This window comes from Nocardia sp. NPDC003963 (genome assembly GCF_053605105.1).
Genome location: NZ_JBSGIP010000012.1, coordinates 110,965 through 134,571, shown reverse-complemented (window position 1 = coordinate 134,571; position 23,607 = coordinate 110,965). Strand labels below are relative to the sequence as shown.

At 65.6% G+C, this 23,607-nt stretch carries 25 protein-coding genes; 9 read left to right on the top strand and 16 right to left on the bottom strand.

The window, feature by feature from the left end; translation table 11 throughout:
• Positions 1-27 precede the first annotated feature (27 nt).
• From ACWEWT_RS21100 to ACWEWT_RS21075, 6 genes are all read right to left on the bottom strand, one after another.
• Positions 28-768 carry a hypothetical protein gene (locus ACWEWT_RS21100; protein ID WP_452561245.1) on the bottom strand — a complete coding sequence of 247 codons (741 nt, stop codon included), beginning with the start codon at positions 766-768 and terminating at the stop codon, positions 28-30.
• Positions 769-801: 33 nt separating this feature from the next.
• Positions 802-1,932, bottom strand: coding sequence for a hypothetical protein (locus ACWEWT_RS21095; RefSeq protein WP_452561244.1), 1,131 nt, complete (start codon positions 1,930-1,932; stop codon positions 802-804).
• 406 nt (positions 1,933-2,338) lie between these two features.
• Entirely contained in the window at positions 2,339-2,698 is a 360-nt protein-coding gene (locus ACWEWT_RS21090; protein WP_452561243.1) for an RDD family protein, read from the bottom strand.
• Positions 2,699-2,861: 163 nt separating this feature from the next.
• The gene (locus ACWEWT_RS21085) at positions 2,862-3,524 is read right to left on the bottom strand and encodes a hypothetical protein (protein WP_452561242.1); all 663 of its coding nucleotides are present in this window, start codon (positions 3,522-3,524) and stop codon (positions 2,862-2,864) included.
• 9 nt (positions 3,525-3,533) lie between these two features.
• Positions 3,534-4,772: a hypothetical protein gene (locus tag ACWEWT_RS21080; RefSeq protein ID WP_452561240.1), complete on the bottom strand. Its 1,239-nt coding sequence runs from the start codon at positions 4,770-4,772 to the stop codon at positions 3,534-3,536.
• Positions 4,769-5,098: a hypothetical protein gene (locus tag ACWEWT_RS21075; RefSeq protein WP_452561239.1), complete on the bottom strand. Its 330-nt coding sequence runs from the start codon at positions 5,096-5,098 to the stop codon at positions 4,769-4,771. Before ACWEWT_RS21075 ends, ACWEWT_RS21080 begins: the two co-directional genes overlap by 4 nt.
• Before the next feature lie 228 nt (positions 5,099-5,326).
• On the opposite strand from ACWEWT_RS21075, the gene ACWEWT_RS21070 reads away from it, so the two are divergent.
• Positions 5,327-5,794, top strand: a complete 468-nt coding sequence (locus tag ACWEWT_RS21070) for an NUDIX hydrolase (RefSeq protein ID WP_452561237.1) — start codon at positions 5,327-5,329, stop codon at positions 5,792-5,794.
• 178 nt (positions 5,795-5,972) lie between these two features.
• Here the strand turns inward: ACWEWT_RS21070 and ACWEWT_RS21065 are convergent, their stop codons facing one another.
• Together ACWEWT_RS21065 and ACWEWT_RS21060 are read right to left on the bottom strand one after the other, a co-directional pair.
• Entirely contained in the window at positions 5,973-6,335 is a 363-nt protein-coding gene (locus tag ACWEWT_RS21065) for a hypothetical protein (protein WP_452561235.1), read from the bottom strand.
• 142 nt (positions 6,336-6,477) lie between these two features.
• Positions 6,478-7,536, bottom strand: a complete 1,059-nt coding sequence (locus ACWEWT_RS21060; RefSeq protein ID WP_452561233.1) for a helix-turn-helix transcriptional regulator — start codon at positions 7,534-7,536, stop codon at positions 6,478-6,480.
• 81 nt (positions 7,537-7,617) lie between these two features.
• On the opposite strand from ACWEWT_RS21060, the gene ACWEWT_RS21055 reads away from it, so the two are divergent.
• The gene (locus ACWEWT_RS21055; RefSeq protein ID WP_452561232.1) at positions 7,618-8,202 is read left to right on the top strand and encodes a VOC family protein; all 585 of its coding nucleotides are present in this window, start codon (positions 7,618-7,620) and stop codon (positions 8,200-8,202) included.
• 409 nt (positions 8,203-8,611) lie between these two features.
• Here the strand turns inward: ACWEWT_RS21055 and ACWEWT_RS21050 are convergent, their stop codons facing one another.
• Complete coding sequence (locus tag ACWEWT_RS21050; RefSeq protein ID WP_452561230.1) at positions 8,612-9,046, bottom strand: hypothetical protein; 435 nt, start codon at positions 9,044-9,046, stop codon at positions 8,612-8,614.
• Between the two features lie 442 nt (positions 9,047-9,488).
• Between ACWEWT_RS21050 and ACWEWT_RS21045 the strand changes: the two genes are divergently transcribed.
• The gene (locus ACWEWT_RS21045; protein WP_452561228.1) at positions 9,489-9,881 is read left to right on the top strand and encodes a VOC family protein; all 393 of its coding nucleotides are present in this window, start codon (positions 9,489-9,491) and stop codon (positions 9,879-9,881) included.
• 187 nt (positions 9,882-10,068) lie between these two features.
• Positions 10,069-10,890, top strand: a complete 822-nt coding sequence (locus tag ACWEWT_RS21040; protein ID WP_452561226.1) for a maleylpyruvate isomerase family mycothiol-dependent enzyme — start codon at positions 10,069-10,071, stop codon at positions 10,888-10,890.
• 198 nt (positions 10,891-11,088) lie between these two features.
• Here ACWEWT_RS21040 and ACWEWT_RS21035 read toward each other — a convergent pair whose 3' ends face one another.
• Entirely contained in the window at positions 11,089-12,003 is a 915-nt protein-coding gene (locus ACWEWT_RS21035) for an alpha/beta hydrolase family protein (protein WP_452561225.1), read from the bottom strand.
• Positions 12,004-12,225: 222 nt separating this feature from the next.
• Here ACWEWT_RS21035 and ACWEWT_RS21030 point away from each other — a divergent pair, with 222 nt between their 5' ends.
• Both ACWEWT_RS21030 and ACWEWT_RS21025 read left to right on the top strand, forming a co-directional pair.
• On the top strand, positions 12,226-13,131 hold the full coding sequence (locus ACWEWT_RS21030; RefSeq protein ID WP_452561223.1) for a helix-turn-helix domain-containing protein: 906 nt from the start codon (positions 12,226-12,228) through the stop codon (positions 13,129-13,131).
• A gap of 134 nt (positions 13,132-13,265) precedes the next feature.
• On the top strand, positions 13,266-14,414 hold the full coding sequence (locus ACWEWT_RS21025) for an IS30 family transposase (protein ID WP_452561285.1): 1,149 nt from the start codon (positions 13,266-13,268) through the stop codon (positions 14,412-14,414).
• 544 nt (positions 14,415-14,958) lie between these two features.
• Here the strand turns inward: ACWEWT_RS21025 and ACWEWT_RS21020 are convergent.
• The gene (locus ACWEWT_RS21020) at positions 14,959-15,564 is read right to left on the bottom strand and encodes a dihydrofolate reductase family protein (protein WP_452561222.1); all 606 of its coding nucleotides are present in this window, start codon (positions 15,562-15,564) and stop codon (positions 14,959-14,961) included.
• A 210-nt stretch (positions 15,565-15,774) separates the two neighbouring features.
• On the opposite strand from ACWEWT_RS21020, the gene ACWEWT_RS21015 reads away from it, so the two are divergent.
• Entirely contained in the window at positions 15,775-16,410 is a 636-nt protein-coding gene (locus ACWEWT_RS21015; protein WP_452561220.1) for a DUF2461 domain-containing protein, read from the top strand.
• Between the two features lie 483 nt (positions 16,411-16,893).
• Here the strand turns inward: ACWEWT_RS21015 and ACWEWT_RS21010 are convergent, their stop codons facing one another.
• A complete protein-coding gene (locus ACWEWT_RS21010; RefSeq protein WP_452561218.1) occupies positions 16,894-18,024 on the bottom strand; it encodes a protein kinase family protein in 1,131 nt (376 codons plus the stop codon).
• 373 nt (positions 18,025-18,397) lie between these two features.
• Positions 18,398-18,964 carry a dihydrofolate reductase family protein gene (locus tag ACWEWT_RS21005; RefSeq protein ID WP_452561216.1) on the bottom strand — a complete coding sequence of 189 codons (567 nt, stop codon included), beginning with the start codon at positions 18,962-18,964 and terminating at the stop codon, positions 18,398-18,400.
• 126 nt (positions 18,965-19,090) lie between these two features.
• Here ACWEWT_RS21005 and ACWEWT_RS21000 point away from each other — a divergent pair, with 126 nt between their 5' ends.
• Positions 19,091-19,522 carry a pyridoxamine 5'-phosphate oxidase family protein gene (locus tag ACWEWT_RS21000; RefSeq protein WP_452561214.1) on the top strand — a complete coding sequence of 144 codons (432 nt, stop codon included), beginning with the start codon at positions 19,091-19,093 and terminating at the stop codon, positions 19,520-19,522.
• A gap of 124 nt (positions 19,523-19,646) precedes the next feature.
• On the opposite strand, the gene ACWEWT_RS20995 is transcribed toward ACWEWT_RS21000, so the two are convergent.
• Positions 19,647-20,075 carry a nitroreductase family deazaflavin-dependent oxidoreductase gene (locus tag ACWEWT_RS20995; RefSeq protein ID WP_452561212.1) on the bottom strand — a complete coding sequence of 143 codons (429 nt, stop codon included), beginning with the start codon at positions 20,073-20,075 and terminating at the stop codon, positions 19,647-19,649.
• 86 nt (positions 20,076-20,161) lie between these two features.
• Between ACWEWT_RS20995 and ACWEWT_RS20990 the strand changes: the two genes are divergently transcribed.
• Positions 20,162-21,187: an AraC family transcriptional regulator gene (locus ACWEWT_RS20990; protein ID WP_452561210.1), complete on the top strand. Its 1,026-nt coding sequence runs from the start codon at positions 20,162-20,164 to the stop codon at positions 21,185-21,187.
• Here the strand turns inward: ACWEWT_RS20990 and ACWEWT_RS20985 are convergent.
• On the bottom strand, positions 21,112-21,717 hold the full coding sequence (locus ACWEWT_RS20985; protein WP_452561208.1) for a TetR/AcrR family transcriptional regulator: 606 nt from the start codon (positions 21,715-21,717) through the stop codon (positions 21,112-21,114). The two genes, ACWEWT_RS20990 and ACWEWT_RS20985, sit on opposite strands and share 76 nt — an antisense overlap.
• Positions 21,718-22,432: 715 nt before the next feature.
• Positions 22,433-23,464 (bottom strand): linear amide C-N hydrolase, encoded by a 1,032-nt coding sequence (locus ACWEWT_RS20980; RefSeq protein WP_452561206.1) that lies wholly within the window; start codon positions 23,462-23,464, stop codon positions 22,433-22,435.
• Positions 23,465-23,607 lie beyond the last annotated feature (143 nt).

The window sequence follows — 23,607 nt, the reverse complement described above, 5'->3', positions numbered from 1 at the left end:
ACCGAAAAGGCCCTCGGAGACCCGCTGTTATCGGGTCGGGTCGGTGCGGTCGCCCTTTCGGCTGTCCGGCGGGCCCGGAAAATCGATAGCGCCATTGGTGGGTACAACCCCCTCATAGTGTTGAACCGACGAAGTTCCGAACATATTGAATTCCTGGGCATATCCCGCTGTGTGCAAACCGCCCATCCGTTTGTCGCTGATGTCGAAGCCGAGCAGTTCGACGCCTTTCGGGCTGGGCCCGGAGCTGTCCCAGTTGTAGCGGTCGAAAACGTAGCACTTGTAATCGACCACGACGGAGGGCTGGCCACCGTCGGTTTCCGGAGTTCGGACCGTGACCACACCGCTTGCGGTGAGATGCACCGCGTTAACGGCGAAGTACCAGTCCCCCTGGGTGTCCTGATCGAAGGTGTGGTCCTGGGTCCACGGCTGTTGGAATGTGACGGTTTTTCCGTGGTTCGCCGGATCAAAAGCGATTTGTTGCACAGTGAGGGTGACGAAGCTGTCGACGCGGCGCTTCATGATCGGATCGTCGGTCATCATCTCGTCCGGACTGATCGTCAGATCTTTGCCGCTGTTGCCGAGGTAGTGGCGGAGGTGCCGAGCCGCGTTCGTCCATCCTGCGGCATCTGCGGCTACAGCTCCCCCGAGGGCGACCTTCGCGAAAGCGGCGTCGTCTGCTCGGCTGTACCAAGGCTGCGAACCGTGCGCCCCCTGCCCTGGATCCGTCGGCGGCAACGGCATCGCCATTCCCGGGATCTCCGGTGCCATCAGAACACCACCCCGACGCCCGCCACCAGGTGCTCAACCTGCGGATGCATTACTTTCCTCCCACCACACGTTGTCACCGAACCCATATTTCGCGACACCGGGGTCGACCACGACCTTCTCCGGCACCTCGAAATCGACCGGGTTGTACACCGGAGCCTTCCGCCCAGGGGCGTAGTCCATGGCACCGGAAATCCTCTCCAACATCGTTGTGATCGCCGTATGCCCCGATTCGGCGGCGCTTCTCACTCCATCGAGCGCCGACCGAATCTCGGCCCTCAACGATTCCGGCATCGGGCTGTTGATCAGCGACGCCCACACACCAAGCGGAAACGACGCGTCCTGGTGGCTGATCGGCTTCAGCACCAGATCGCTCAATCCCACGGCCTGGTTGAAGACCAGCCGGTCCAGTACGAACGCGCCGTTCTCGACGATCTTCGAGACGGCATCGAGATCGATACTTCTGTCGGCCATTGTCCGGGCAGCGGTTCCGGTGCCGGACCCGAATGCCTGCGCGGCGTCACCGGTCCAACTGCTCTGCAACCATCTCGTGCCGTTGATGAGGTTCTCCGAGGTGACGTAGTCGTTGATGCCGATCCAGCCGATCCGCTGGCCGATCGCCTGCAACGCCTCCCAGTCCCCAACCAGAGGTGCGAGGTAATCCGCGACCGGCTTCTTTCCGATCGCCGAGGCGAAGTCCTCGTCGTAGACCTGTATCTGATCGATCGCCGCATCTACCACCCGGCGGACGGCGTACTCGAGCTCCGGAACGTCCGGAAAACTGGGCAGTTGCAGGCCGCTGAATCTGTTGACGCCCGACCCCGCGCCGGCCGAGTCGGCTGCGCCCGAACCGCCGGGCAGACCATTCGACGCTGCGGAGACTGCGTTCGCCGTGGCACCATCTGTCGTCTGATAGGTGGCCGCTGTCGAAGAAAGATTCGTTCGGAATGTCTCGACGGTTGCCAGGTCTGCTCGCTGGGCGGTAGAGATCGCTGTCTCGAACTTCTCCAACGACGGCGTCAACGTGGCCATAAGTCCCGTGGTGCCGACCGGAAGGGCCGTCCCGGGTAGAAACCGGGAAGCGTTCGAGATGAAGTTCGCCCCCAGATCGCTGAGATCCAATCCGAACCCGGCGAGGGCTGCCAGATCGACCGTCACATCGGTCACAACGCCTCCCCTGCACTTGCACCCGACCTCATACACACCCATCGCTTCCGACAGGAACAGTCGAAGGGCATGTTGCCGTACAGATACATCGAATCCCCCCTCTGAGCCTCGAACCGAGGATACCTCGTGTACAGAAAACCGAACGGCCCAGCGCAACTCCTCACCCAGCGACCCGGTCAGAGGCTCCGCCTCCATCTACCGGATCGCGTCGGGCGAGCAATTTCCACTACACCTGCCGGTCGGGAAGAACGCACTGACGTCGCATCGTGATCACCGAGCGCATCGAACGCACGGTCACGCCATGCGTGAGGCAGCGTCCGCTACCGATCATCCCGACAACGCATGACTAGAGCCGCCGCATGCGTCCACAACGTAATACGGCGTAACGCGAAGGGGGAGGTCGCGGTCAGCTGAAGACGGTGAGGATCTCCAGTGCCCCGAAGATGCCGATGAACCACTGCTTGATCAGCTGCCCCAGCGTCGGATAGCTGCCGTCCTCGCGCCGCAACCGGAGCCCGAGAAGGAGTTTGCCGAGCGTGGTCCGGATCAGCCTCTGGATGAATGTGCGGTGGAGGAACGAGGCGGCGATAGCGGCGAGCACTCCCGACATGATCGGATTCCACGGGGGCTCGGGGGAATGCTCGAAGCTGTACGACACCGCCACACCCACCGCGATGTGCAACACCATATCCACGATCAGGGCCACGGTGACCAGCGTGTACCGCAGTTCTTTCGATGTGTAGGGGTTCGACGTCCTGCCCACCATGAGGTCGTCCGAGGGCTTCGGGGTGCTGGGGGCGGGGCGGGCGCCGGTTCTGCCGCCGGCACGGATTTTGTGCCGCATGGGGTTCGGTTCGCGCTTGCTCAGTCCTACGGGTGGGCGTTCCGCTCCTGCGTTGCCGCGGTGATATGGCGCCGTGTTCGATTCGTCAGAGCGCAAGACTGGAACTCCTACTGTCCGAGAGGGGTTGCGGGAAGGTCACCGACATCGCCATATCGAGAACCATCCGGCGGTATTGCGGCCCGGCGTCGGCGTCCGCGGTCGAGAACTCCACCACCGCGATCGCGGTGCCGTCCTTGGACGGCACCGTTGCTTCGATTCGGAACACCTCCAAACCATCTTCGGTTGCGGGATAGCTTGCGACAGCCGGTGCCGCATGCTTTTCGGTCCACTCGAAGTAGAGGATCGGGACGATCGGTGCTTCCACCATCATGAGCGTGCCCCGTGACTTCGCGTCGGCCTTGGCGTTGATCAGCTCACTGAGCACCAGCCTCGGGTTGCGTTCCTCCCCGAAATCGAACGAAGAAACGGTCAGCCACGATACGGCCACCCGCTCGGCTTCCGCATCTGCGGTGCGGTGCAGGCCTATACCGGTGTACAGAGCGTTGTTCGCGGCCAGGGTGGCCAGCATGAAATGCAGTGTTCCGAGCACATTCGGTACATCGTCGCGAAGATCGTCGGGAACGGACTCGGTGATTACCGGGCCCACGGTCTGCAGGAGAGTGTCCAGGTCACCGAGCGGAATCTCGTTGTATCCGCCCGGAATCTCGATACCGACGGCCGGAGCGGGGCGTAGCTTGTCGTTCGGCACAGCGGGCTGCTACTCCTCCCCGCCGAGTCCGGCCAGTTTGTACACCGACGAGCCGGCTCTGGTGAGTATCGCCATGGCCGGCGCGGCGCTGGGCAACGGGGAAGTGCCGCCCAGATCGGCCGCTTGCAGCACTTTGTAGGTTGTGGCGAGCGCCGGATTGGCCTGCGCCGCTGCGCTGAGACCCGAATCGACCGGGCTTGCGAGAGCTTTCATGACGATGCCGGGATCATGCGCACCCGCTGTCCAGGCGTTGAGCATTCCCCCCAACCGCCCGACATCGTCGGCCCCTCGGATGCCGACCCAGGCGGCCTTGCCGACGGCGCTGGCACCGGGAACGACGCTGAGCGCGTCACCACCCACGGTCAGCCATGCCTTCGGGTCACCGGACATAAGACCTTCCCGCACCTCCGGGTCGGTGAAATCGAGGGCGAGTGCTCCGGCACCCGCGGCCAGTGACACTCCCAGCGCGATCGCGGAAACCGGCGGCGGCGTGACCAGCGCGAGTAGACCGGCGACGGCCGCGGTGGTGGAGAGTGCGGTGTGGATACCCTCGCGATGCTCGTCGATCCAGTCGCCGATGGCCCCGATCGCATCCTTGATCCGGTCCCAGATGCTCTTGTCCGGCTCGCTCGGCGCGAAATCCTTCGCCGCGGCATCCAGTTCGGAAGCGATCCGCTTGGCCACATTCTCGTGTTCGGTGGCGAGATCGCGGACACGGGCGGCGATCGAATCCTGGACCCCCAGCCAATTGCTCAGCGCGGTGTTGGCCGCATTCACCCGTGCGGTGGCCGCATTGAGCCGGTTCTGTGCTGCCTGCAGTGCGGCCGGGTCGTCGAACTGCTGGTTCGCGAGGCCGAGGTCGGGGTTGGCACTCGCCTGCTGAACTTCGGTGACGGCCTTGTTCACCTCACCGGCCGCCGCCGCGGCTTCCTGATCGAGGGCTTTCGCCTGATCGCGAAATCCGATGAGGGCCGTGTTCCACTCCCCGAGAACCGTGACCGCACGCTCCAGCGAACTCTGGGCATAACCCAAATCCTGGGCGAGAGTGGCATCGAAGTGGCTCCGGAACGCGTCGCCGGCCTCCCCTCGCCAGACCTCGTCGTTGCTGCTACGCAGCCGGGCCAGCAGGTCGTTGGTTTCGCGGACTGCGTCGGCGGCTGTCTTGACCCGGGTACTCAGGCCGGTGACATCGTCGGGTACGCCGGGTACCGGGTTGTAGCCGAGATGCGGATAGGGATTGTCCGTCACGGCTGCCCTTGTTCACCGGCGGTAACGGGCGTTCCGTTGACCTGGCCGAGGGCGGCAGCCGTCGCATTGTCGGCGGCCTGGTAGGCGGCGAGGCATTGGTCCACGCCGTCCGCGGTGGTCCGGGAGAGCTCCCCGATGCGCTGCACCCCGAAACGCCACCGCCGCTGGAAACTGTCCGCGGCGTCGTCGAGCGTCTGGGTGCCGATACTCGCGGCGCCCACATCGGCCATCGCTTTGAGAGCGTCCTCGAGTATCTGTTGTGAATTCTTCAGTCCGGTCGAAGTTTTCGTCAAAACATCGATATCGACCTGAAGTGGACCGGGCATCCGCTCCCCCCTTCTGCACCTGATGAGTCGGTCGCTCGGACGTTACCAGTTCACAGTCGAAGGGCAGATCCGCGAAAGAGTGGTGCGAAGCTCCGACGTAGCGCTGCTGTTTCTACGGTGTCGCGAGCTTCGACCGGCCGGGACCGGCCAGGTGGGGTGCGGGGTGCACGTCGATCGCCACGCCGACCCGTCACCAGGCAAGCCGGATGAGGGAATTACGTTCGGTGGATGAGCTTCAGACTCGCGGCATACGCCGTCTGCCTCGAACAGGGCCGCGTGTTGGTCGCTCGTCATGTGGCCGGAAACGGCGAGACCACGTGGACGCTTCCAGGCGGTGGGGTCCAGCATGCGGAGGATCCTTTCGATGCGGTGACCCGGGAGCTCTCCGAGGAGACCGGCTATAACGGGGTCGTAGAGCGTCTGTTGGGTGTGGATTCGAGGGTGATCCCCGCCGCCGTTGCTCGTGCGGGAGTCGAGCATCAGAATGTCGGGGTCTACTACCGCGTCCGCATCACCGGCGGTCGACTTCGAGCCGAACCGAACGGGGCAACTGTCGAGCCGACCTGGACTCCGATCAACAAGGTGGCCTCTCTGCGTCGATCATCGCTTGTCGATGCCGGCTTGGCTCTGGCGCGGACCGTTCCGGCAACTGGTCACATCACGCCCACTCCGGTCGGCGGCTTGATCCAGCACTGAAATACTCCCGGCAGCTACGCAGCCGGCACCCGTCACCGACCGTATTCGGTGTGTATCGGGCGCTGCTGGAGGACCGCGGGGTCGGGGCCGGCCGCACGCCCGAATCGGCCGACCTTCGTTCACCGAATGGCCCGACGCCACCTACCCGGTAAAGGGCTGACCCCGCGGCCCCGTCCGATCAGCAGCCCTGCGGAGCCCGCCAGGCGTCCTGGGCGTAGGTGGTCGAGCCGACCATGGCGCCGACCACGCCGCCGATGATCCCGAACGGGATGGCCCCGACAAAGAAGATGGGCAGCCCTGCGATCGCGCCGCTCCCGGTCCCGAGCAGGGCGCCCAGGCCGGCCCGGAGTTCGATGGAGTCGCCGGGCGCCATGCACGCCGCGATGGGCGCCACCGCCCCGGGCCCCGGAACATCGGGTGCTTGCACCGGCGCGGGCGCCGGGGCGGGCGCGGCCGCCGCGACGCCCCCTGATCCGACAATGAGCAACCCGGCAATGGCACTGCCGAGCACGGTGCGGGTCGATATCTTCAAGGTATGCACGCAGATTCCTGATCAGTCGAAAACAACTGTGCGATCTGAGGTAGTCAGATCTGTGACCATAATGTCGTATCGGCGTATGTGATGCTCGCTTTCGGTATCTCGGTCGGAGCAAGCGAGAAACCGTGCTCGCCGATGATCCGGCCTACCCCGCCTGCCCTCCTGCACAGGTAGACCCCGGTTTCTGTTCTCCCCATGTCGTCGACTCGAAGGAAATCGACCTGTCGCATACGAGTCCGTTTCCGGTCGTTCGCGTGGCGGTGAGGAGCCTGGATCCCCAGTCCTTCATGAGGTCGGTCGCTTCGGGTGGCCCGTGCACGATGAACGGTACTCCGATCGAGACGAGGCAGAAGGCCGCCCAGTCCAGGGATTCGGCGGCGATATGGACCTCGCAGGAGCCGGGGTCGACCGTGGTGACGGTGCCGTAGTGGACGATCTCGGCTCTGACCCGTTCGGCGGGGGCCTGGATGGTGGCGTGGACCCGGTATCTGGAGGGCATCGACCCGATCCGGTCGCGGACGTAGTCCACCGGATCGCCGCCGGGCAGGCCGCGTGGTGCGAATCGTGCGCCGGTGCGGCGTGGTTGCGTGATCCGGTCGATTCGGAAGGTTCGCCAGTCGGTGCGATCGAGATCCCAGGCCACCAGGTAGAGGCGGCTTTCGACATTGACGATCTGATGCGGTTGGGTGGTGCGCTCCGAAGTGGCCGCGTCGCTGCCGCAGTAGGAGAAGGAGACGGTATCGGCGTCCCGGCAGGCGAGCGCGAGTGTGGTCAACGCGGTGACATCGTCGATCCCGGCTCGGTGGTATCCATCGCCGGCGGGGGTCGCGACGGTCCGCAGACTGTCGATCCGGCGACGGATACGAGTGGGAAGGACCTGGACGATCTTGGCCATGGCGCTCATCGCGGCTTCCGCGGAGGCGGGATGGACGCCGGTGGCGATCTCCTTCAGCCCCAGCACGGTCGCGGCGGCCTCCTCCTCGCCCAGCACCAGTGGTGGCAGGCAGGCACCCGCACTGAGCTGGTAGCCGCCGCCGGTACCGCGCGTCGTGACGATCGGATAGCCGATCTCCTGGAGACCGAGTACATCACGCCGGACGGTCCGCACACTGACATCGAGTCGGCGCGCGAGGTCGGCACCGGACCAGTGGCGACGGCTCTGCAGCAGACCGAGAAGCGCGAGGGTGCGAGTGCTGGTGGACACGCCCCGAGGCTAGGCGCACTTGTGGCCATATCCTGTCCGCAACTGCGACGAATCTGGGGACGCCAACCGAAAGGAGACAGTATGTCCACCACTCCCGCAGTCCCCCCGGCGCCCGCCGGATCCGCAACGGTCGACCCTTTCATCTGGACCGACGACGCGGCAGGTCTGCTCGACTTCCTGGTCGAGGTGTTCGGGGCGATCGAAGTCCCCGAGGCCCGGACCGCCGATACCGACGGCCTGATTCTGCATTCCGAACTGCGGATAGGCGATTCGACGCTCACGATCGCCGATCGCAAACCGGACTGGCCGTATATGCCGTCCTTCGTCCGCGTCTACGTCGACGATCCGGCCGCCACGCTGAAACGAGCCGCCGCGCGTGGTGCGCGGATCGTGACCGAGCCGACGGATTTCTGGGGCGACGTAATGTCCCGCTTCGCCGACCCGTTCGGCCACCTGTGGTGGGTGTACAAGCACAATCCGGGTAACGCGTCCTGGGATGAAGGATCGGCGGACGGAACCGGCGAAGGCGACTGGGGGCAGGCCGATTCCGCCGAGGCCGGCGCGGGCGAGCAGTCCTGGGAGTCGTTCGCGACCCCGGAGTTGACCGCCGTTCATTCCTCGCTCATGGAAGCGATGGCCTCGCTGCGGGATCCGCGCACCCGCTGACCCGTCGGCTATGCCCTGCGGCCTCGTGTTCGCCGCAGGGCATGGCCTCCGAATCTCCGAGAACGGAGATCATTCGATGCTCCCTGTTCGGCTTGTGGCCGTACACCGTCCGGAACCCGGAGTTCGGATCGTCCTGTACCCCATCGAGAGGCAGGACGTGATCAGCACCCGGAATTCGACCAGGACTTTCCACGGTCCCGGCGAAGACGACCTCGACTCGACCGCGGCGATCTCGGCGATCGAGCCGCTGCTGGAAGACCCACACGGGGATGTTCGCCAGGCGGCACGCACTGCCGTGGACGGCCTGCGCGAGCGCGCAGGGTCCGCTGGCTGAGCAGTCCACAGCCCTTCCTCGACGACCCTGCTGCCTGTCATCGGGATCGAGCAGCCTCCGACAGAGCAGTAGCGCTCAGCGACCCAGCCGGTGTCGGAGGTGATTCGGATGGGCTGCGCCGACCTCGATGCGGTTCTCGTCGAGACCGTTGCTGATCCGTAGACAGTCCCCAGCGAAGGCGAACTCCACGGTCACTGTTCCCGCTGCCAGGTCACGGTCTGCCGGCCGCCACTCGAGCAGAGCGACCTCTCGCAGTTTCCGGCCGACGAACGGTTCGAGGTGTTCATCGTTGTGAGACCACTCGGGCGTGAGCTCGAACCACTCCCACCCGGTGATGGCCACTGCGGTGTCGATCGTGTCCCAGCCGATCGAGAGTTCGTCGAGTTTCGAGTGGCAGACCTCCACCTGGACGCCGTCGAAGTCCAACACCACCGGGCAGTCGGCGAACCATTCTCCGTCCTCGACGAAGCGCACCATAGCGAACCCCGTCAGCGGCCTACCAGCGAGCATTGCCAGACGTGATCCGTGCACTTGCCGAACCGCCTCGATCCCGACCAGGAAGGTCGGCTCGAAACCAGAGATCCCCATGTCCACAGCAACTGAGTTTCCCGGCCTACGGCCCAACCGGCCAGCACATATTCGAAGCAGCCGGATTTCGGCGGCAGTCGACAGCTCAGGTTCCGCAGAAACATCAGTGTGATCAGGAGGCAGATGTTCGGCAGCGTAGGCCTTCCACTGCTGGGCAAACGCTTGCTACTCACAGCCGCACAACGATGACGCCGCAGACCCGTGGCGCGGCCCTCATCACGGAAAGTGGGCCAGATCCTGATTTTGACGCCGATCTGGCGTGAATCTCGACATCACGAGCCGACCTGCGGGCCGGATCGTGCGCGCGAAAACCAACACCACCTGACCAGCAGGCCGACGGGGTGGGCCTCCCTATGCTCAGATGATGCAGCTGGAGCTGGTGGCGATCGTGGTCGAAGAGTACGACCCGGCGATCGAGTTCTTCGTCGCGGTGTTGGGCTTCGAACTGGTCGAGGACGTACCGTCGCTGACCAACGACGGCAGGCCCAAACGGTGGGTGGTTGTTCGTCCGCCAGGTGGGCAAACCGGGATTCTGCTGGCGCGCGCGGATGGTGAGCGGCAGGCAGCTGTAGTCGGTGCTCAGGTTGCTGGTCGCGTGGGGTTCTTCCTGCGGGTCGATAACTTTCGGTCGGAATATGCTCGGCTGGTCGCAGCGGGGGTCGAGTTCGTGACGCAACCGCGGTCCGAGCCGTATGGCATAGTCGCTGTCTTCTTGGACATTGCTGGCAACCGGTGGGATCTACTGGGTCCTGCCTAGCCGGGCATGGATGGGGTGTGGACGGAAGAGATCGAATGGCAGGAAGACATCCCGGCGGGTCCGGTGCGTGAGCGGTGTTCTTGGTGTGGACTTCACCTCACGCCAGCGGGGTCCGGGGAAGAGGTTCGGCCTGACCGGCTCGGAACTCGGTGGCACAGTGATATCGAGAGCGGTTGACTGTGTAGCCATGATCCCACTTGATGTTCGGCCGCTGTTCCGGCGCGAAAGGCAGTTGCTGCTCGAGATGCTCCAGTCGTTGGGATCGGCGGACTGGGATAAGCCGACGGTTTGCCCTGGCTGGAGCGTGGCCGATGTGACCGCGCATCTCCTCAACGATTACCTGCGGCGGATATCCGGCAGTCGGGACGCGCACGGCGGCGCGGTGTTCGCCGACGACGAGACCTTGCCGGCCTACCTGGCGCGCGTCAACGGAGAGTTCGTTCACGCGATGCGTCAGTGCAGTCCCCGGGTACTCGTTGATCTGCTTGCCCACATGGGCCCTGAACTGGACCGTGTCTGGGCGGAAACAGCGGACCTCGCCGGGCCCGCCCGGCTGGACGTTTCGTGGGCTGGGACCGATACGAGTCCGGCCTGGCTCGATATTGCCCGTGAGTACACCGAGTTCTGGGTCCATCAGCAGCAGATCCGTGACGCGGTCTCTCGTGGCGGCGCCGACGATGCCGCGCTGGTGCGTCCGGTGCTCGTGACTTTTCTGCACGCCGTGCCGTGGGCACTCCGCGATCGGATCCGGTCTGACGGGACGGCGGTCCATTTCGAGATCACTGGCCCGGCGGGTGGTTGCTGGTCGGTGGTGTCCGACGGAACACGCTGGAACCTGACGGCCGCGCAGGCCGAGGATCCGGCCGCGGTAGTGCGCATGGACCAGGACTCGTTCTGGCGCTTGGCCAGTCGCGGAATCACCGTTGATCAGGCACGTCGGCGTGCCGAGTTGCGTGGCGACCCGGAGCTGGTAGAGGGAGCGACCACATTGCTTGCGGTGGTTGCCTGAATCAGGCATGGCGTCTTCGCCGAAACCTTCACCGAAGACGCCGACTTCGTCGCGGTCAACGGCGAGCACCTCCACACGCGGGTAGCGATCGCCGAAAGCATGCAGCAGGGCCGGTCAGCGTTTCAGGCCGGAAACACCCTTAAATCCATAGTCCCCGTTCAGGTGAAGGGCTCCCGGTCGGATGGGCAGGGGTGTCGGTTACTTCAGGTGTTTGTCGAACCAGTCGATCGGGACCTCGGGATGCAGGCCGAAGAAGTTGTAACCGTCGAACCGGCGGTCTGTGCCCCGGATCCAGTACAGCTCTTTTTCTTGGACCGGTAGCGCGTCGTAGATCGATTGGACGTCTTCGGGCCGGGTCATGGTGTCATCGTGGACCTGGGCGACCAGGGTCGGGACGGTGACCGCGCCGACGTGCTGGAGCGGGGATTGCTCGGCGAGGTGGAATCCGGTGCGTTCGTGGACGGCCTTGTCGAATTTGTCGTAGCCGTCGGCCATACCGATGGCTTTGACGAATTCCTCGACGATGTAGGGGCCCGAGACCGGCTGCAGCATGACCATGGCCTGGACCTCGGAGAACTCCTCGGGATGTTTCGACCAGGCGACCGCGGTGGAGTCCGCGCCCAGGCACACCGACAGCAGAACTTTCTTCATGGTGCGGGTGTCAGGGCGGGCGGCGGCGTAGCGCAGGGAGCCGATGACGTCGCGGTATTCCAGCAGGCCGATACCGGCGATACCGCCGTTGCCCTGGCCGCTCAAACCGTGGTTGCGGATGTCGTAGGCCAAAATGTTGTAGCCGGCGTCGTGCAGGGCCTTGTATTCGGGCAGGAAGTTGACCTCGAAACCGCCGAGTCCCGCGAATTCGGGGAGGTGGCCGGGGTAGCCGTAGCGGTTCCCGGGCAGGAAGTGGTTGTGGATGACCAGCCGGTCGGAATCGGCGGGGATGAACCAGCCCTCCAGCGGGACGCCGTCGGTGGACGGGAAGGTCACGTCCTCGTAGTCGAGTCCGACCTCGTCGGGTCGGCGCAGTACCGGGGCGCGGCGACCGGCGGTGGTGCCGGTGGTCCAGAGTTGAACGAAGTTGTCGAAGGCGGCCTGATCCTCATCGGTTGCCATGGTGATCCTCTCCCTGTGTCGGGCGAGCGTCGCGCCGCCGTTCGAAACCGGAACCCGGTGACGCTCGCGATGGTGATGCGCTGTTCGGCGCGTGGTACCCGCAACCCATGCTGGCAACCGTGAGCGCCGACCGGCAGAGGAAGGATTCCTCCCCCTCACCCGACCGGGGAGGGAGGAATTCCTCCCATGAACAGCAGGCCGCGGATCCGGGAAGGTGGAGGTATGGCCGATCACACTCACCTGCGGGAGCTGGGAAATTTCCTGCGGGCTCAACGCGACGCCCTCACACCCCGAGATGCCGGCCTGGCCGAAGGCCCCACACCGCGGCGGGTGCCGGGACTGCGCCGCGAAGAGGTCGCCGGTCTCGCCGCGATCAGCACCGACTACTACACACGTATCGAACAGGGACGCATCACCGCGTCCGGCCCGGTCCTGGACACGCTGGCCCGTGTCCTGCACCTCGACGCCGACCAGCGAGGCTACCTCCACGAACTGTCAGGCCGGGTCCCCACACGGCCGCGGCAGCGTGCTCGGCAGCGGATCCAGCCCACGCTGCAGCGACTTCTCGACGACCTCCAGTTCGTCCCGGGCTTGGTTCTGGGCCGCCGAATGGACATTCTGGCCTGGAACTCACTGGCCGCGACCCTACTCACCGATTTCGCCCAGATTCCGGAGAGACACCGCAACTATCTGCACCTCGTCTTCACCGACCCCGCCCTGCGAGCCCTGTACGCCGACTGGGAAACCGTCGCCCGCACCTGTGTCGCTCAACTGCGCATGGAAGCCGCCCAACGACCCGACGACCCGCAACTGGCAGCCCTGGTAGGCGAACTATCGGTCTGCGACGACCACTTCCGCCGATGGTGGGCCGCCCACCACGTCGCCACACGCCGGATCGGCACCAAAACCCTGCACCACCCACTCGTCGGAGAACTGAGCCTGGACTGGGACACACTGACCTGCGCCGCCGACCCCGAACAGCAACTCATCACCTGGACCGCCGACCCCGACACCCCCACCAGCGACAGGCTGCGCATCCTCGCATCCTGGACCGCCGAACACCCCTGCTCACCCTCGGACCCCCGACCGAGTCCCGCTGTCCACCAAAGGGGCATTCATGGACAGTAATGCACCAGGAAACATCCCCGACCAGCGATGATCTAGCTGCTGAGCGTCCAGGAAAGCATCTTGGGCTCAACCGGTCACTGCATCACCGCATGGATGATCATGTCGGCGTGGAGGGTTCGGTGCGGGACTACGGGATGTCACCTGCTGGTCAGGATGAGTTGTGGAGACGATGGCGGGCAGGTGAGTCGCTCAGTTCGATGTCGCGATCACTCGGGATTCCGCTGCAGCACGTGCGACGGTTCCTCGCCCAGACCGGGGGAATCCGAAAGCGACCCCGAACTCGGCAGGGCCGGCATCTTTCATTCGCCGAGCGTGAGGAGATCTCGCGAGGCCTGGCCATGGGCTGCTCAGCGCGAACGATCGCGGTGTCGCTGGGGCGCTCGCCCTCGACGATCTCGCGTGAGATCGCCCGCAACGGCGGCCAGAGCACCTACCGGGCCGCGGCCGCTGACCAGCTGGCCTATCAGCGGGCGCGGCGGCCGAAGCCGGCCAAGCTCGCGGCCTGCCCACCCTTGCGGGTGCTGGTGGAGGACAAGCTCAATTCTTTGTGGTCGCCCGAGCAGGTCGCCGGATGGCTGCGCCGGCACTTCCCCGACGACCCGACGATGCGGATCTCGCACGAAGCGATCTATCTGGCATTGTTCGACCCGCGGCGCAAGGCGATCGACCGCGCCCTGACGCAGCGGTTGCGCACCGGGCGCCCGATGCGGCACCCGAAACGGGCCCGCAAGCCTGACGGGCGTGGCGTGATCCGGGAACTCGTGCCGATCAGTGAGCGTCCGACCGAAATCGAAACCCGACGGGTCGCCGGTCACTGGGAAGGTGATTTGGTGATGGGCTCACGCCCGTCGGCGATCGCCACGCTGGTGGAGCGGACCAGCCGGTTCACTGTCCTGGTGGCGCTGCCCGACGGCATCAAAGCCGAGCAGGTCACACCACGTCTGACACGGGTCCTGCTCGGGTTGCCCGCATCGATGCGGCGGACCCTGACCTGGGACCGCGGCCGCGAGATCGCCGGCCATAAGGCCATCACCGCCGCGACGCAGACACCGATCTACCTCTGCAAACCTCGCAGCCCCTGGCAGCGCGGCACCAACGAGAACACCAACCGACTGCTGCGCCAATACCTACCCAAAAGCGCTGACCTGCGTCGATTTGACCAAGCCGACCTCGATGCCATCGCCCGCGAACTCAACCACCGGCCCCGCAGGATCCATGGATACCGCAGCCCTGCCGAGGTTTACGCTGAACATCTGAGCAGCGGTGATGCGCTGACCCTTTGAGATCGCCATCGGTTTTTGAACAGTCGCGCGGGTTGCACCGACTGTGTGTGTAATTGTCCTCGTCTCAGGTTGGACGACACCGGCTGCAGGGGAAGTTTGCCGGTGGCGGGCGTGGCCTTGGCCCAGGCTTCCGCTCCCCCTTCTGCACCTGCCGAGTCGGTGGCTCGGGGAATACCAGTTCACCGTCGAAGGGCTGATCCGTGAAGGGTGGTACACAGATGCGAGGCGCGGAACCCTTCGGCACGACCGAGGGGGTGGTATCGACCTTCGGGGGCTGATCGGCGGTCCCGGATTCACTGCCCGGTTTGCCTGTTGCAGAAGGCCTGTGGGGCCGCCGTCTCGTCCTCGACGAGCTGGACGCATTCGGCGCACGAATCAAGCAGGCGGCAACCAGCGCCGTTGCATCGCGCGATACCGGCTGGGCCCGCGGTGAGTCGTCCAGGCTTCCGTCAGTAGCCGTCGGATCACGAAGGCGCGTCGTTCGATGCGGATCTCGGCTTGCGGTCCGGCCCGTACGGCGGGCCGGACCGGCGGCACGGAGACGTCACGCAGAGGCGCCGAGCGGTGGGTGCTCGAGCACGCGGGGTTTGTACTCGACCAGCTGGATGCGGCCGTCGAAGGTGCGGTGCTCGATCATCTCGAGGGCGACGTCCGGATAGCCGTCGTAGATGCGTTCTTCGCCCGTCGCGCCGGTGATCACCGGGAACATCACGACCCGGAAGCGGTCGACGAGTCCGGCTCGCAGCAGGGACCGGCTCAGGCCGAGGCTGCCGATCGTGCTGAGGAGCCCCGAACCACTCGACTTCATGGCGCGGACCGCCTCGACGGCGTCGTCGCGGACCAGCGTGGAGTTGGCCCACGTCAATGGGTCCTCGAGCGAGGAGGAGAACACCACCTTGGACGCTCCAGTGAGCTCATCGACAGACGCTTCTTCTTCGGGCCTGAACTCGTCTTGACCATCCGGGACCTCGCCGGCGGCGAAGCCCGACATCAGGCGGTAGGTGTTCGCTCCCATCAGGTAGGTGACCTCGGGCTGCTCGCCGAGCCACGCGAGATACTCCGGGCCCTCGAGGCCCCAGAAACCGGGCCATCCTTGTCCCGATGCGTAGCCGTCGAGAGAGGTGATGAAGTCGACGAGAAGCTCCGACATGGCGTGTCCTTTCCTACGGTGTCACGAGCTTCGACCGGCCGGGAGCCGCAAACTCATCGGCCGCGCACCCGGCTCCGGTATCGCCGGGAACTACGCGCCGAGGACTTGCGTCCGCGGAGGCGGTGGGCATGAAGATTCACGACACACCTGAGGATCGACCGGTCGACTCCCCGTCGTCCCACTCGTACGGCGGGCGATAGATTCGACGGTATGAGCGAGTTCGCGGGATTCCCGATCGCCGGGCCGGACTTCTACGAGGATCTCGAGGCCGATAACTCGAAGACGTTCTGGACCGCCAACAAGCACGTCTACGAGGACGCCGTGAAACGGCCGATGGCCGCGCTGTGCGCCGATCTCGAGCCGGACTTCGGCCCGGTCAAGATCTTCCGTCCCTACCGCGACGTACGGTTCTCCAAGGACAAAGCACCGTACAAGACCCATCAGGGCGCCGTCGCGCACACCGCGCCGGGGGTCGGGTGGTACGTCCAGATCGGCGCACCCGGGCTGTTCGTCGCCGGTGGCCTCTACGCGGCCTCACCGGAACAGCTGTCCCGCCTGCGCGCCACCCTGGATGACGACGTGCGCGGCGCCGAGTTCGAGAAGATCCTGGACAAGCTCGTCCGGGCGGGCTACGTCCTCGGTGGCAGCAAACTGAAGACCCGCCCCAAGGGCTATCCACTCGACCATCCGCGCATCGACCTGCTGCGGCACAAATCGCTCGTGGTCAGCCGGGAGTTCGGCACCCCGGGCTGGCTGAAAACACCGCGCGCCGCCACGGAGGTCCGCACGTCGTGGGAGACCCTGCGGCCCATCGTGGGGTGGCTCGGTGCCGTCGTCGGCAACTGAGTGGACTATTCGCTCACGCACCAGCGCTGCGGTTTCCTCAGTGATGTTCATATGCCCGGTCACCGCGAGCCGCATTGTTCACGAGCCCGGCGGCTTCTGGGTCGAGATCACCTATCAGTGGAGATCCGCTAGTGCCGCGTCAGGACCGGTCATCTTCTCGATGAACGCCGGGTCGCTGCTGGACTTCCATCGTGGACTGCCACGACACCCGGCGGCCTTCAGGTGTCGCCGAGGGAACCCGTCGCACTGGCAGAGCCACTGCCTACGCTGATGGCCGTGACCGACGCGGCCGCCGAGACTACCTGCTCGAGATCACCGACGGCTACCGCACCCGCCAGATCGAGGTGCGCGACACCGGCGAGGAGGTCCGGACCGGCCTCGACGGCTTCCCGCTCGACCCGCCGATCGACCTATGGGATCCGGATCCGGCCGACCAGGAGATCACGGCGGAGGAGTTCGAAAGGCGCTGGGATAGTTCGGTTCCTACGCTTGCGGACCGACCCCCGTGGTCTCGGACGAACTCACCTGTGTGAACAGCAGGCGGCGGATCTCCTCGTCCGGATAGGGGGCGCTCCGGTTCTCCTGCTGGAACGCGCGAATGAACGCGGACATCGCCGCTGCGATCGGCGCGTGCCGGGTGAGGACCGTGGCGACCACCTCGGGGATGTCCTCGGGCGGCTTGCCCTCGGCGATAGCGCGCACCATCGTGGCGCGCGCCTCCTGTCGGAGCCCGTACAGGGTGACGACCAGCCAGTTCACCAGGTAGGAGGCGGTGTAGCCGCGGTCGTAGCTCTGGTTTCGGTCGAAGAACGCGGCCTCCTCCGGTGCGAGGTCGAACCCGGCGGAGAGCGCGAGGCCGTAGTCGCCGAAGTAGAGGCGGTGACCGTCGGTCAGGATGTTCTCGAAATGCGCGTCGAGGTGCAGCAGCCCACAGCTGTTCATGAACGCGGTGCCGGCGGTCAGTTCCCGCTCCACCATGGCGCAGGCCCGGTCGGCGGCCTCCCCGCCCGCCTCGATCCGGTCGTTCAGCCACTCGTGCAAGTTCTGCGGGATGTACTCCAGGAACAGCGCGATGCTCGCCGAAGCGTCCCGCAGGGCCTCGATCCGGTGGCGTACCTGCGGTCGGCCGTCCCAGTAGGCGACGGCGCGATCGATATCGGCCAGCTCTTCCGGCAGCGGCGTCGTATCCGGCAACACCCGCCAGTGGTACATCAGCGGGAAGCCGTCGTGTTCGGCGGCGAGCACCCAGTTCGTCGTCATGGTGTGCACGGCCAGCTCGCGCCAGGCCCCGAAGCCCGGCCCACCGATGAGGCCGACGCCGTACTGGCAGAAGAGCGGCATATCGAACAGGTTCGCCGTGGACCGGACGTGCTCGGGCCGGCGTTCCAGATCGGTGAGGGGCACTCGCTTAACGAAAACCGGAGTTCCGGCGACCTCCAGCAGCGCCGACTTCCCGCCGATACCGGCACCGATCGGCGCGGCCGCGTCCACGAGTTCGCGCAACGCGTGATCGCTGTACAGCGCCAGAGCCGTGGAGACACAGCTGTGAGCGCGCAGGCGCGCCGGGCGCGACCTATCGCGAGATACCACCGCGTCGGGTGAACAGGACGTCACTACACCAGCGGAGTTCGCTGCGACCTCCATGTGGACGCCGACCTCGATTCAGTCGTGGCAACGCGGTCGTGCCGGCCTCCGGAGCGGGCAGGAGGTCGGCGCGGGGCCGTCCCCAGGATACCCAGCGGAAGAGTAGCGGTTTCCTATCGCCGCTGTTTGCGGGACGGCCCGCCTCGGTCGACGAAGGTTGAACCGAACCCGGCGCCGAGTCGAACTGATCGGTCGGACAGCACATTACGAGCATTCCGACCGAGCCGTCCCCGGCACCGGGGCCTCCCATCACGCCTGATGACGACGCTGCGTGGAGATGGCGTCCGGCCCTGTGGGTGAGCGGGCCTCCGGCGGCCTCCTCGTATCGTCGCGCCTCGCCGTATCAGTCACGTTTCGCCTCGTAGCGCAGCAGGACCATGCCGCCCGGAAAGGTGCGATTCTCCAGCAATCGCAGCGGTATCCATGACGGCAGTGTCGGGAAGAACGGGGTGCCGCCCCCCACGGCGGTGGGCGTGACCACGATCCGGTACTCGTCCACCAGTCCGGCCCGCACGATCGGTGCGGCCAGCGTCGCGCCCGCCACCTCCAGCCTGCCGTCGGTTTCGGCTTTCAGTTTCGTCACCACCTCGACCGGGTCGCCACGTTCCAGGCGGGAGTTCCAGTCGACCGATTCCAGGGTGCGTGAGAACACGACCTTGGGCATATCGCGCCAGATGCGAGCGAAGTCGACCGTCCGCGGGGTGGCGTCCGGAGCCTTGTCGGCGGTCGGCCAGTACGCGGACATCAGTTCGTAGAGCCGCCGCCCGTAGAACGACAGGGCGGTCTCCCGCTCGAAGTCGTTCCAATATTGGAGGAGCTCATCGCTCGGATCGGAAAAGTCGATATTGCCCTGCGCGTCGGCGATGTACCCGTCCACCGAGACGTTGAACCCATAGATGAGTGTGCCCATGGAGATCAGACTGCACCGGCGGCCGGAAATCATCGCGACGCCACACGAAGTATCGTCTTCCCGGCCCCACCCGCCATCGTATGCGCCCGTGGGAAGAGTGCCATCGACCGGCCGGTTACATGCTGTATGCCGAAACCCTTCACCGAAGCCGAAAGCCATGGATTCCTCGCGGGCAAGCACATCGGGGTGCTGTCGGTCGCGGCGACCGACGGACGGCCGCCTGCCTCGGTCCCGATCTGGTACGACTACGTCCCGGGCGGTGATATCAGGATCAATACCGGCGCGAATCGGCGCAAGGCCCGGCTCATCCAGGAAGCCGGTGTGGTGACCTTGGTCGTCCAGCGCGAAGAGCTGCCGTATCAGTATGTCATCGTCGAAGGCACCGTAGTCGATGCCGAGACTCCGTCCCCTCGTGCGGCGCGGGAAGCCATCGCCGTCCGCTATCTAGGCCCTGAAGGCGGACGCTCGTTCGCCGATCAGATGGACGGCGCCCAATCCGTCCTGTTCACCATTCGCCCCGACCGCTGGCTCAGCCAGGACTACTCGAGCGACCTCTGACCAGTACTGTCAGCTCACGCCCGGGGGTCGGTGGACACATTCGGAACGGGCCCCTTCTCCACAGGATGTGGTCCGCCACCGGGTACCGCTCGATACCGCCACGTGAATACGAGGCGGCCTCGCGTCAGTGGCCGGTCCGCTGCAACTCGACGACGGGTATGACCCGGTCGGTCTTGCGCTGGTACTCACCGAACTGAGGCTGCACGGCGACCTGTTTGGCGTAGATCTCGTCGCGCTCGGCCCTGGGCAGCACATGAGCGGCGACCGAGAAGGTCTCGGCGCCGTACTCGACGGTGGTGTTCGGGTTGGCCACCAGGTTGTGGTACCAGGCCGGGTGCTTCGGGCTGCCACCCAGGCTCGCGAAGACGAAGATCCGGTCACCCTCCACGTAGGGGACCAGCGGTGCTACGCGTTCGACACCGGATCTGGCGCCGATGTGATGGACGAGGATCAGCGGAAAGCCTTCGAACATGCCGCCGACGGTGCCGCCTTTCTCCCGGAATTCGGTGATGACCTGGCTGTTCATCTCGATGATGTCGTCCGCGTCTGCCATGCTTCCACCATATGCGGTACCCAGTGAATTGATCGATAGCTGAATCGGCCAGAAGAATATCCGTTTGTCGCACTACCATCGAATATATGGACATTCTTGCCGACGTACTCGCGGTCGGCGGCGTCAACGGCACCGCGGGTGCGCGCATCGAGGCGGGCGGCACCTGGGGGATCTCCTGGGACGCGCGACGCGACGCGGCGTTCTATGCCGTCACCTCGGGCACCGCCTGGCTGTGCCTGCCCGGCCGGGAAGCGCAGCAGCTCATGCCCGGCGATGTGGTGCTGTTGCCGAGCGGGGCAGAGCACGCGTTGAGCAGTGCTCCCGGCGTGCCGCTGGCCCCGTGCGGCGGGTGCGGCGGCGACGCGGCCATGGCGAACGGCAGTGTGTTGCGGTTGGGCGCCGGTGCGGTGCAGACGCATATCCTCGGCGCGAGTTACGAATACGACCGCACGGTGTCGACGCAGGTGATGACATCGTTGCCGCGGGTTCTGCACATCAGGGCCGACCACGGCGGCAACTGCCTCGACGACACTGTCCGGCTGCTGTCGCGGGAGTTGGCCTACCCGCAGATCGCGACCGCATTCGTACTCAACCGCTTGGTCGACATCCTGTTGGTGCAGTTGCTACGGGTCTGGCTGGCGAAAAGCCCGGACGAGGCGCGCGAATCCCGGCTCGGCGTGCTGGCCGACCCGGTGGTCAGCGACGCGCTCGTCAAACTCCATCAGGAGCCGGCCCGGGGGTGGACCATCGACTCGCTCGCCGCGGAGCTGACGCTTTCCCGCAGCACGCTGACGCGGCGGTTCCGCGCCGTAACCGGTACCGCGCCGGCCGAATACCTGACGCGATGGCGGATGGATCTGGCCGCGATCCGGTTGCGGGACAGCGACGACCCGCTCGATGCCGTCGCCCGCTCGGTCGGATACACCTCGGTCTACGCGTTCAGCCGAGCATTCCGCCGGGCACGCGCGCAGGCTCCGGGGCAGTTCCGTAGCGCGGCGCGGGCGACCGAGCGCGTCCCGGCGGGGGACTACCGCCGCTACCCTGTGCCGCCGGCGTCGCCGATTGCAGCGAACAGCGCTGCCGCCGCCTGCTCGGCGAGTTCGGGCGCGTAGTCGGGGATCTGCCGACCGGTACTCAGATATCGCTTGATCATGGCGTAGGGCAGGTCGACCACCGCGAGGAGTATCCGGTCGGCCGCGTCGGGAAGGGTATCGTCACCGTTCTCGATCAGGGACCTCAGAGCATCGTGTAGCGCGGTGTTGTCTCGCGCGGTGTCCCTGCGAGCCTGCTCGCTCCAGTTCTGCTCATCCAGCTCTTTTGCCCCGGCGAGCAGTACGTGCGCTTCGCGGGAATTGCGCCGCGCCCATTCGAGACTCGCACGGGCACCGTGGCGGATCGCCTCCTGCGGTTCTCCGATGCTCAGCGCGGCGAACAGTTCGTCGTGGAATCCCCGTAGCGCGCGTGACCACAGCGCGGCCAGCAGCGCAGGGCGATCCGGGAAGCGGTGATACACCGACCCGCTCGGTGCCCCGGCTGCTCTGGCCACTCCCGACATGGTGACAGCGGCCGGCCCGCCGCCGGCCAAGAGTTCGGCGGCGGCGTCCAGGAGCCGGTCGGCGTCGTGCCTCGGTGGCCTTGCCATGTAGTAGAGGATATGCTCCAATTCATTTTAGAGATAACCCTCTAAAACTGGGAAGTCGGGAGCCGACTGTCCGCTCCGTACTCCGCCGGTCGATCCCCCGCGACCCGGCCCCGCCCGTCGGCGGGCTGCAACGCCCTGCCGGCCCGAAGCCAGGAGCCGAACATGGCTGTTGTCAACATTCACCTACGTCACCTGCCCGCACCGGCGGGAGCGGTCGGCGCACTGGTGGACAGCCTCGCCGACGAGGACGACGCACTCTGGCCGCTGCACCGCTGGCCGGCGATGCGGTTCGACCGCCCCCTCGAAACAGGCGCGGTCGGTGGGCACGGCACTATCCGGTACACGGTGGAGCACTACATACCCGGCCGCTGGGTGCGCTTCCGTTTCACCGGGCCCCGCGGCTTCGAAGGCTTCCACGAATTCACCGTTCATCCCACGTCCGGCGGCACCGATCTGGTTCACCTGCTCGCCATGAACACTCGAGGCCGGGCGCGACTGACGTGGCCCCTGGCCTACCGATGGATGCACGACGCCCTTCTGGAAGATTGCCTGGATCGTGCGGAACACGCCCTCACCGGATCCATTTCCCATCCCGCCCGGTGGACCCGCCTCGTCCGCTCGCTGCGCTGGATCGCCGAACGCACGATGGACCGAGCATCCTCGGCCACAGGACCTCACCGAGACACTGCCTCGGCTTCCGAACCGGAATCGCGCTTCACCTGTGCCGGATATCGGCGCCCTGCGCCCGCAACTGCTCGAGAGCCTGAAACGAAAGGAAGACCATAGGACCGGCGTCCTCGAACTGGCTGCCGATATTTCCGGCGATACCTCCTTCCAGCGAGAGCTTCCCTGTCAAATCCGCCTCGAGTTGCGGAGAGCCCTCGCCGAAGTCGAGATCCGCCAGATCGACCCACACGATATTGGGCCGCGTGGCGGACTCGAATACGTATCGTTTGTTCGTCAAGTCCAGCACGACCTGCCAAATCGTCTGCGACGCATCGGGTTTGCCCGGATCCGGGATCCGGAACGGCTGCGCCACATTGTGGAGGACGCTGAACATGCCGGCGATGGCCTCCAGTTGACTGTCCGGCCGGGGTAGCCGCCTCGCGTAGTACGCCGCCCGAGCGAAACGATGCTCGGCCAGCGTATCGCCGGGCAGCGGATCCTCTCCCCCGAGACCTTCCCAGCGCGTGAGCAGTTCGATCTGCCGGTCGTATGTGGGAGAGTTCGTCATCACGCGGTAGTCGCGACCGTGGTACACGTGCGGATGACCGTCGATGTACTCGATGATCGCCGAGTCGCCGTTCGCGTCGTCGAGAGCGAGGTGTAGCGCAGGCGGTGTGCCACCTGTCGGATCGGGCATCTGCACGACCTGAACGTTCGTTTCCGCGATCCACTTCACGGCCTCGGTGACAGTGGCGAAATTGTCCAGAAAATACTGCAACCATATGGCCTGGCTCAACGCAGGGCGAGAATTGTCACGTTCACCGTAGGTCGATTCGGCGAGCCACAGCACATGCCCGGCCAATCCTGCCTCGTTGAGACCGTCCACCGAGATGATGTCGAAGGCGGTGGCGATGACACTGCCGTAACGAGAAGTCCAGGTGAGCCCACCGTCGACTCCGTCGTCGCGGCCGACCCCTCGGGGCTGCTTCCACAAGTTGGTCATCAGGTCCTGGTGGAAGTCCATATTCCGCCCCACCAGAACGGACCCGTTTGCGTCCGGCCATATAACGCGAGTGCACATGAAGTCTCCTGGACCTTTCACAACCGCAGATGGTCGAGCCTACGAACCGAGTGAATCGCCACTTCGTCAACTGTTCCGCAACGATACTTCTATCCCTCGTGGAATCGTCCGATGTCATCCGGCAGTTCGGGCCCGCGCATTCG

Excerpts from the sequence above, each read along its gene's own strand:
- ACWEWT_RS21100 (WP_452561245.1), bottom strand. The coding sequence starts at position 768 with ATGGCACCGGAGATCCCGGGAATGGCGATGCCGTTGCCGCCGACGGAT.
- ACWEWT_RS21090 (WP_452561243.1), bottom strand. The coding sequence starts at position 2,698 with ATGGTGGGCAGGACGTCGAACCCCTACACATCGAAAGAACTGCGGTAC.
- ACWEWT_RS21075 (WP_452561239.1), bottom strand. The coding sequence starts at position 5,098 with ATGCCCGGTCCACTTCAGGTCGATATCGATGTTTTGACGAAAACTTCG.
- ACWEWT_RS21070 (WP_452561237.1), top strand. The coding sequence starts at position 5,327 with ATGAGCTTCAGACTCGCGGCATACGCCGTCTGCCTCGAACAGGGCCGC.
- ACWEWT_RS21055 (WP_452561232.1), top strand. The coding sequence starts at position 7,618 with ATGTCCACCACTCCCGCAGTCCCCCCGGCGCCCGCCGGATCCGCAACG.
- ACWEWT_RS21050 (WP_452561230.1), bottom strand. The coding sequence starts at position 9,046 with ATGCTCGCTGGTAGGCCGCTGACGGGGTTCGCTATGGTGCGCTTCGTC.
- ACWEWT_RS21045 (WP_452561228.1), top strand. The coding sequence starts at position 9,489 with ATGCAGCTGGAGCTGGTGGCGATCGTGGTCGAAGAGTACGACCCGGCG.
- ACWEWT_RS21040 (WP_452561226.1), top strand. The coding sequence starts at position 10,069 with ATGATCCCACTTGATGTTCGGCCGCTGTTCCGGCGCGAAAGGCAGTTG.
- ACWEWT_RS21035 (WP_452561225.1), bottom strand. The coding sequence starts at position 12,003 with ATGGCAACCGATGAGGATCAGGCCGCCTTCGACAACTTCGTTCAACTC.
- ACWEWT_RS21030 (WP_452561223.1), top strand. The coding sequence starts at position 12,226 with ATGGCCGATCACACTCACCTGCGGGAGCTGGGAAATTTCCTGCGGGCT.
- ACWEWT_RS21025 (WP_452561285.1), top strand. The coding sequence starts at position 13,266 with ATGTCACCTGCTGGTCAGGATGAGTTGTGGAGACGATGGCGGGCAGGT.
- ACWEWT_RS21020 (WP_452561222.1), bottom strand. The coding sequence starts at position 15,564 with ATGTCGGAGCTTCTCGTCGACTTCATCACCTCTCTCGACGGCTACGCA.
- ACWEWT_RS21015 (WP_452561220.1), top strand. The coding sequence starts at position 15,775 with ATGAGCGAGTTCGCGGGATTCCCGATCGCCGGGCCGGACTTCTACGAG.
- ACWEWT_RS21005 (WP_452561216.1), bottom strand. The coding sequence starts at position 18,964 with ATGGGCACACTCATCTATGGGTTCAACGTCTCGGTGGACGGGTACATC.
- ACWEWT_RS21000 (WP_452561214.1), top strand. The coding sequence starts at position 19,091 with ATGCCGAAACCCTTCACCGAAGCCGAAAGCCATGGATTCCTCGCGGGC.
- ACWEWT_RS20995 (WP_452561212.1), bottom strand. The coding sequence starts at position 20,075 with ATGGCAGACGCGGACGACATCATCGAGATGAACAGCCAGGTCATCACC.
- ACWEWT_RS20990 (WP_452561210.1), top strand. The coding sequence starts at position 20,162 with ATGGACATTCTTGCCGACGTACTCGCGGTCGGCGGCGTCAACGGCACC.
- ACWEWT_RS20985 (WP_452561208.1), bottom strand. The coding sequence starts at position 21,717 with ATGGCAAGGCCACCGAGGCACGACGCCGACCGGCTCCTGGACGCCGCC.
- ACWEWT_RS20980 (WP_452561206.1), bottom strand. The coding sequence starts at position 23,464 with ATGTGCACTCGCGTTATATGGCCGGACGCAAACGGGTCCGTTCTGGTG.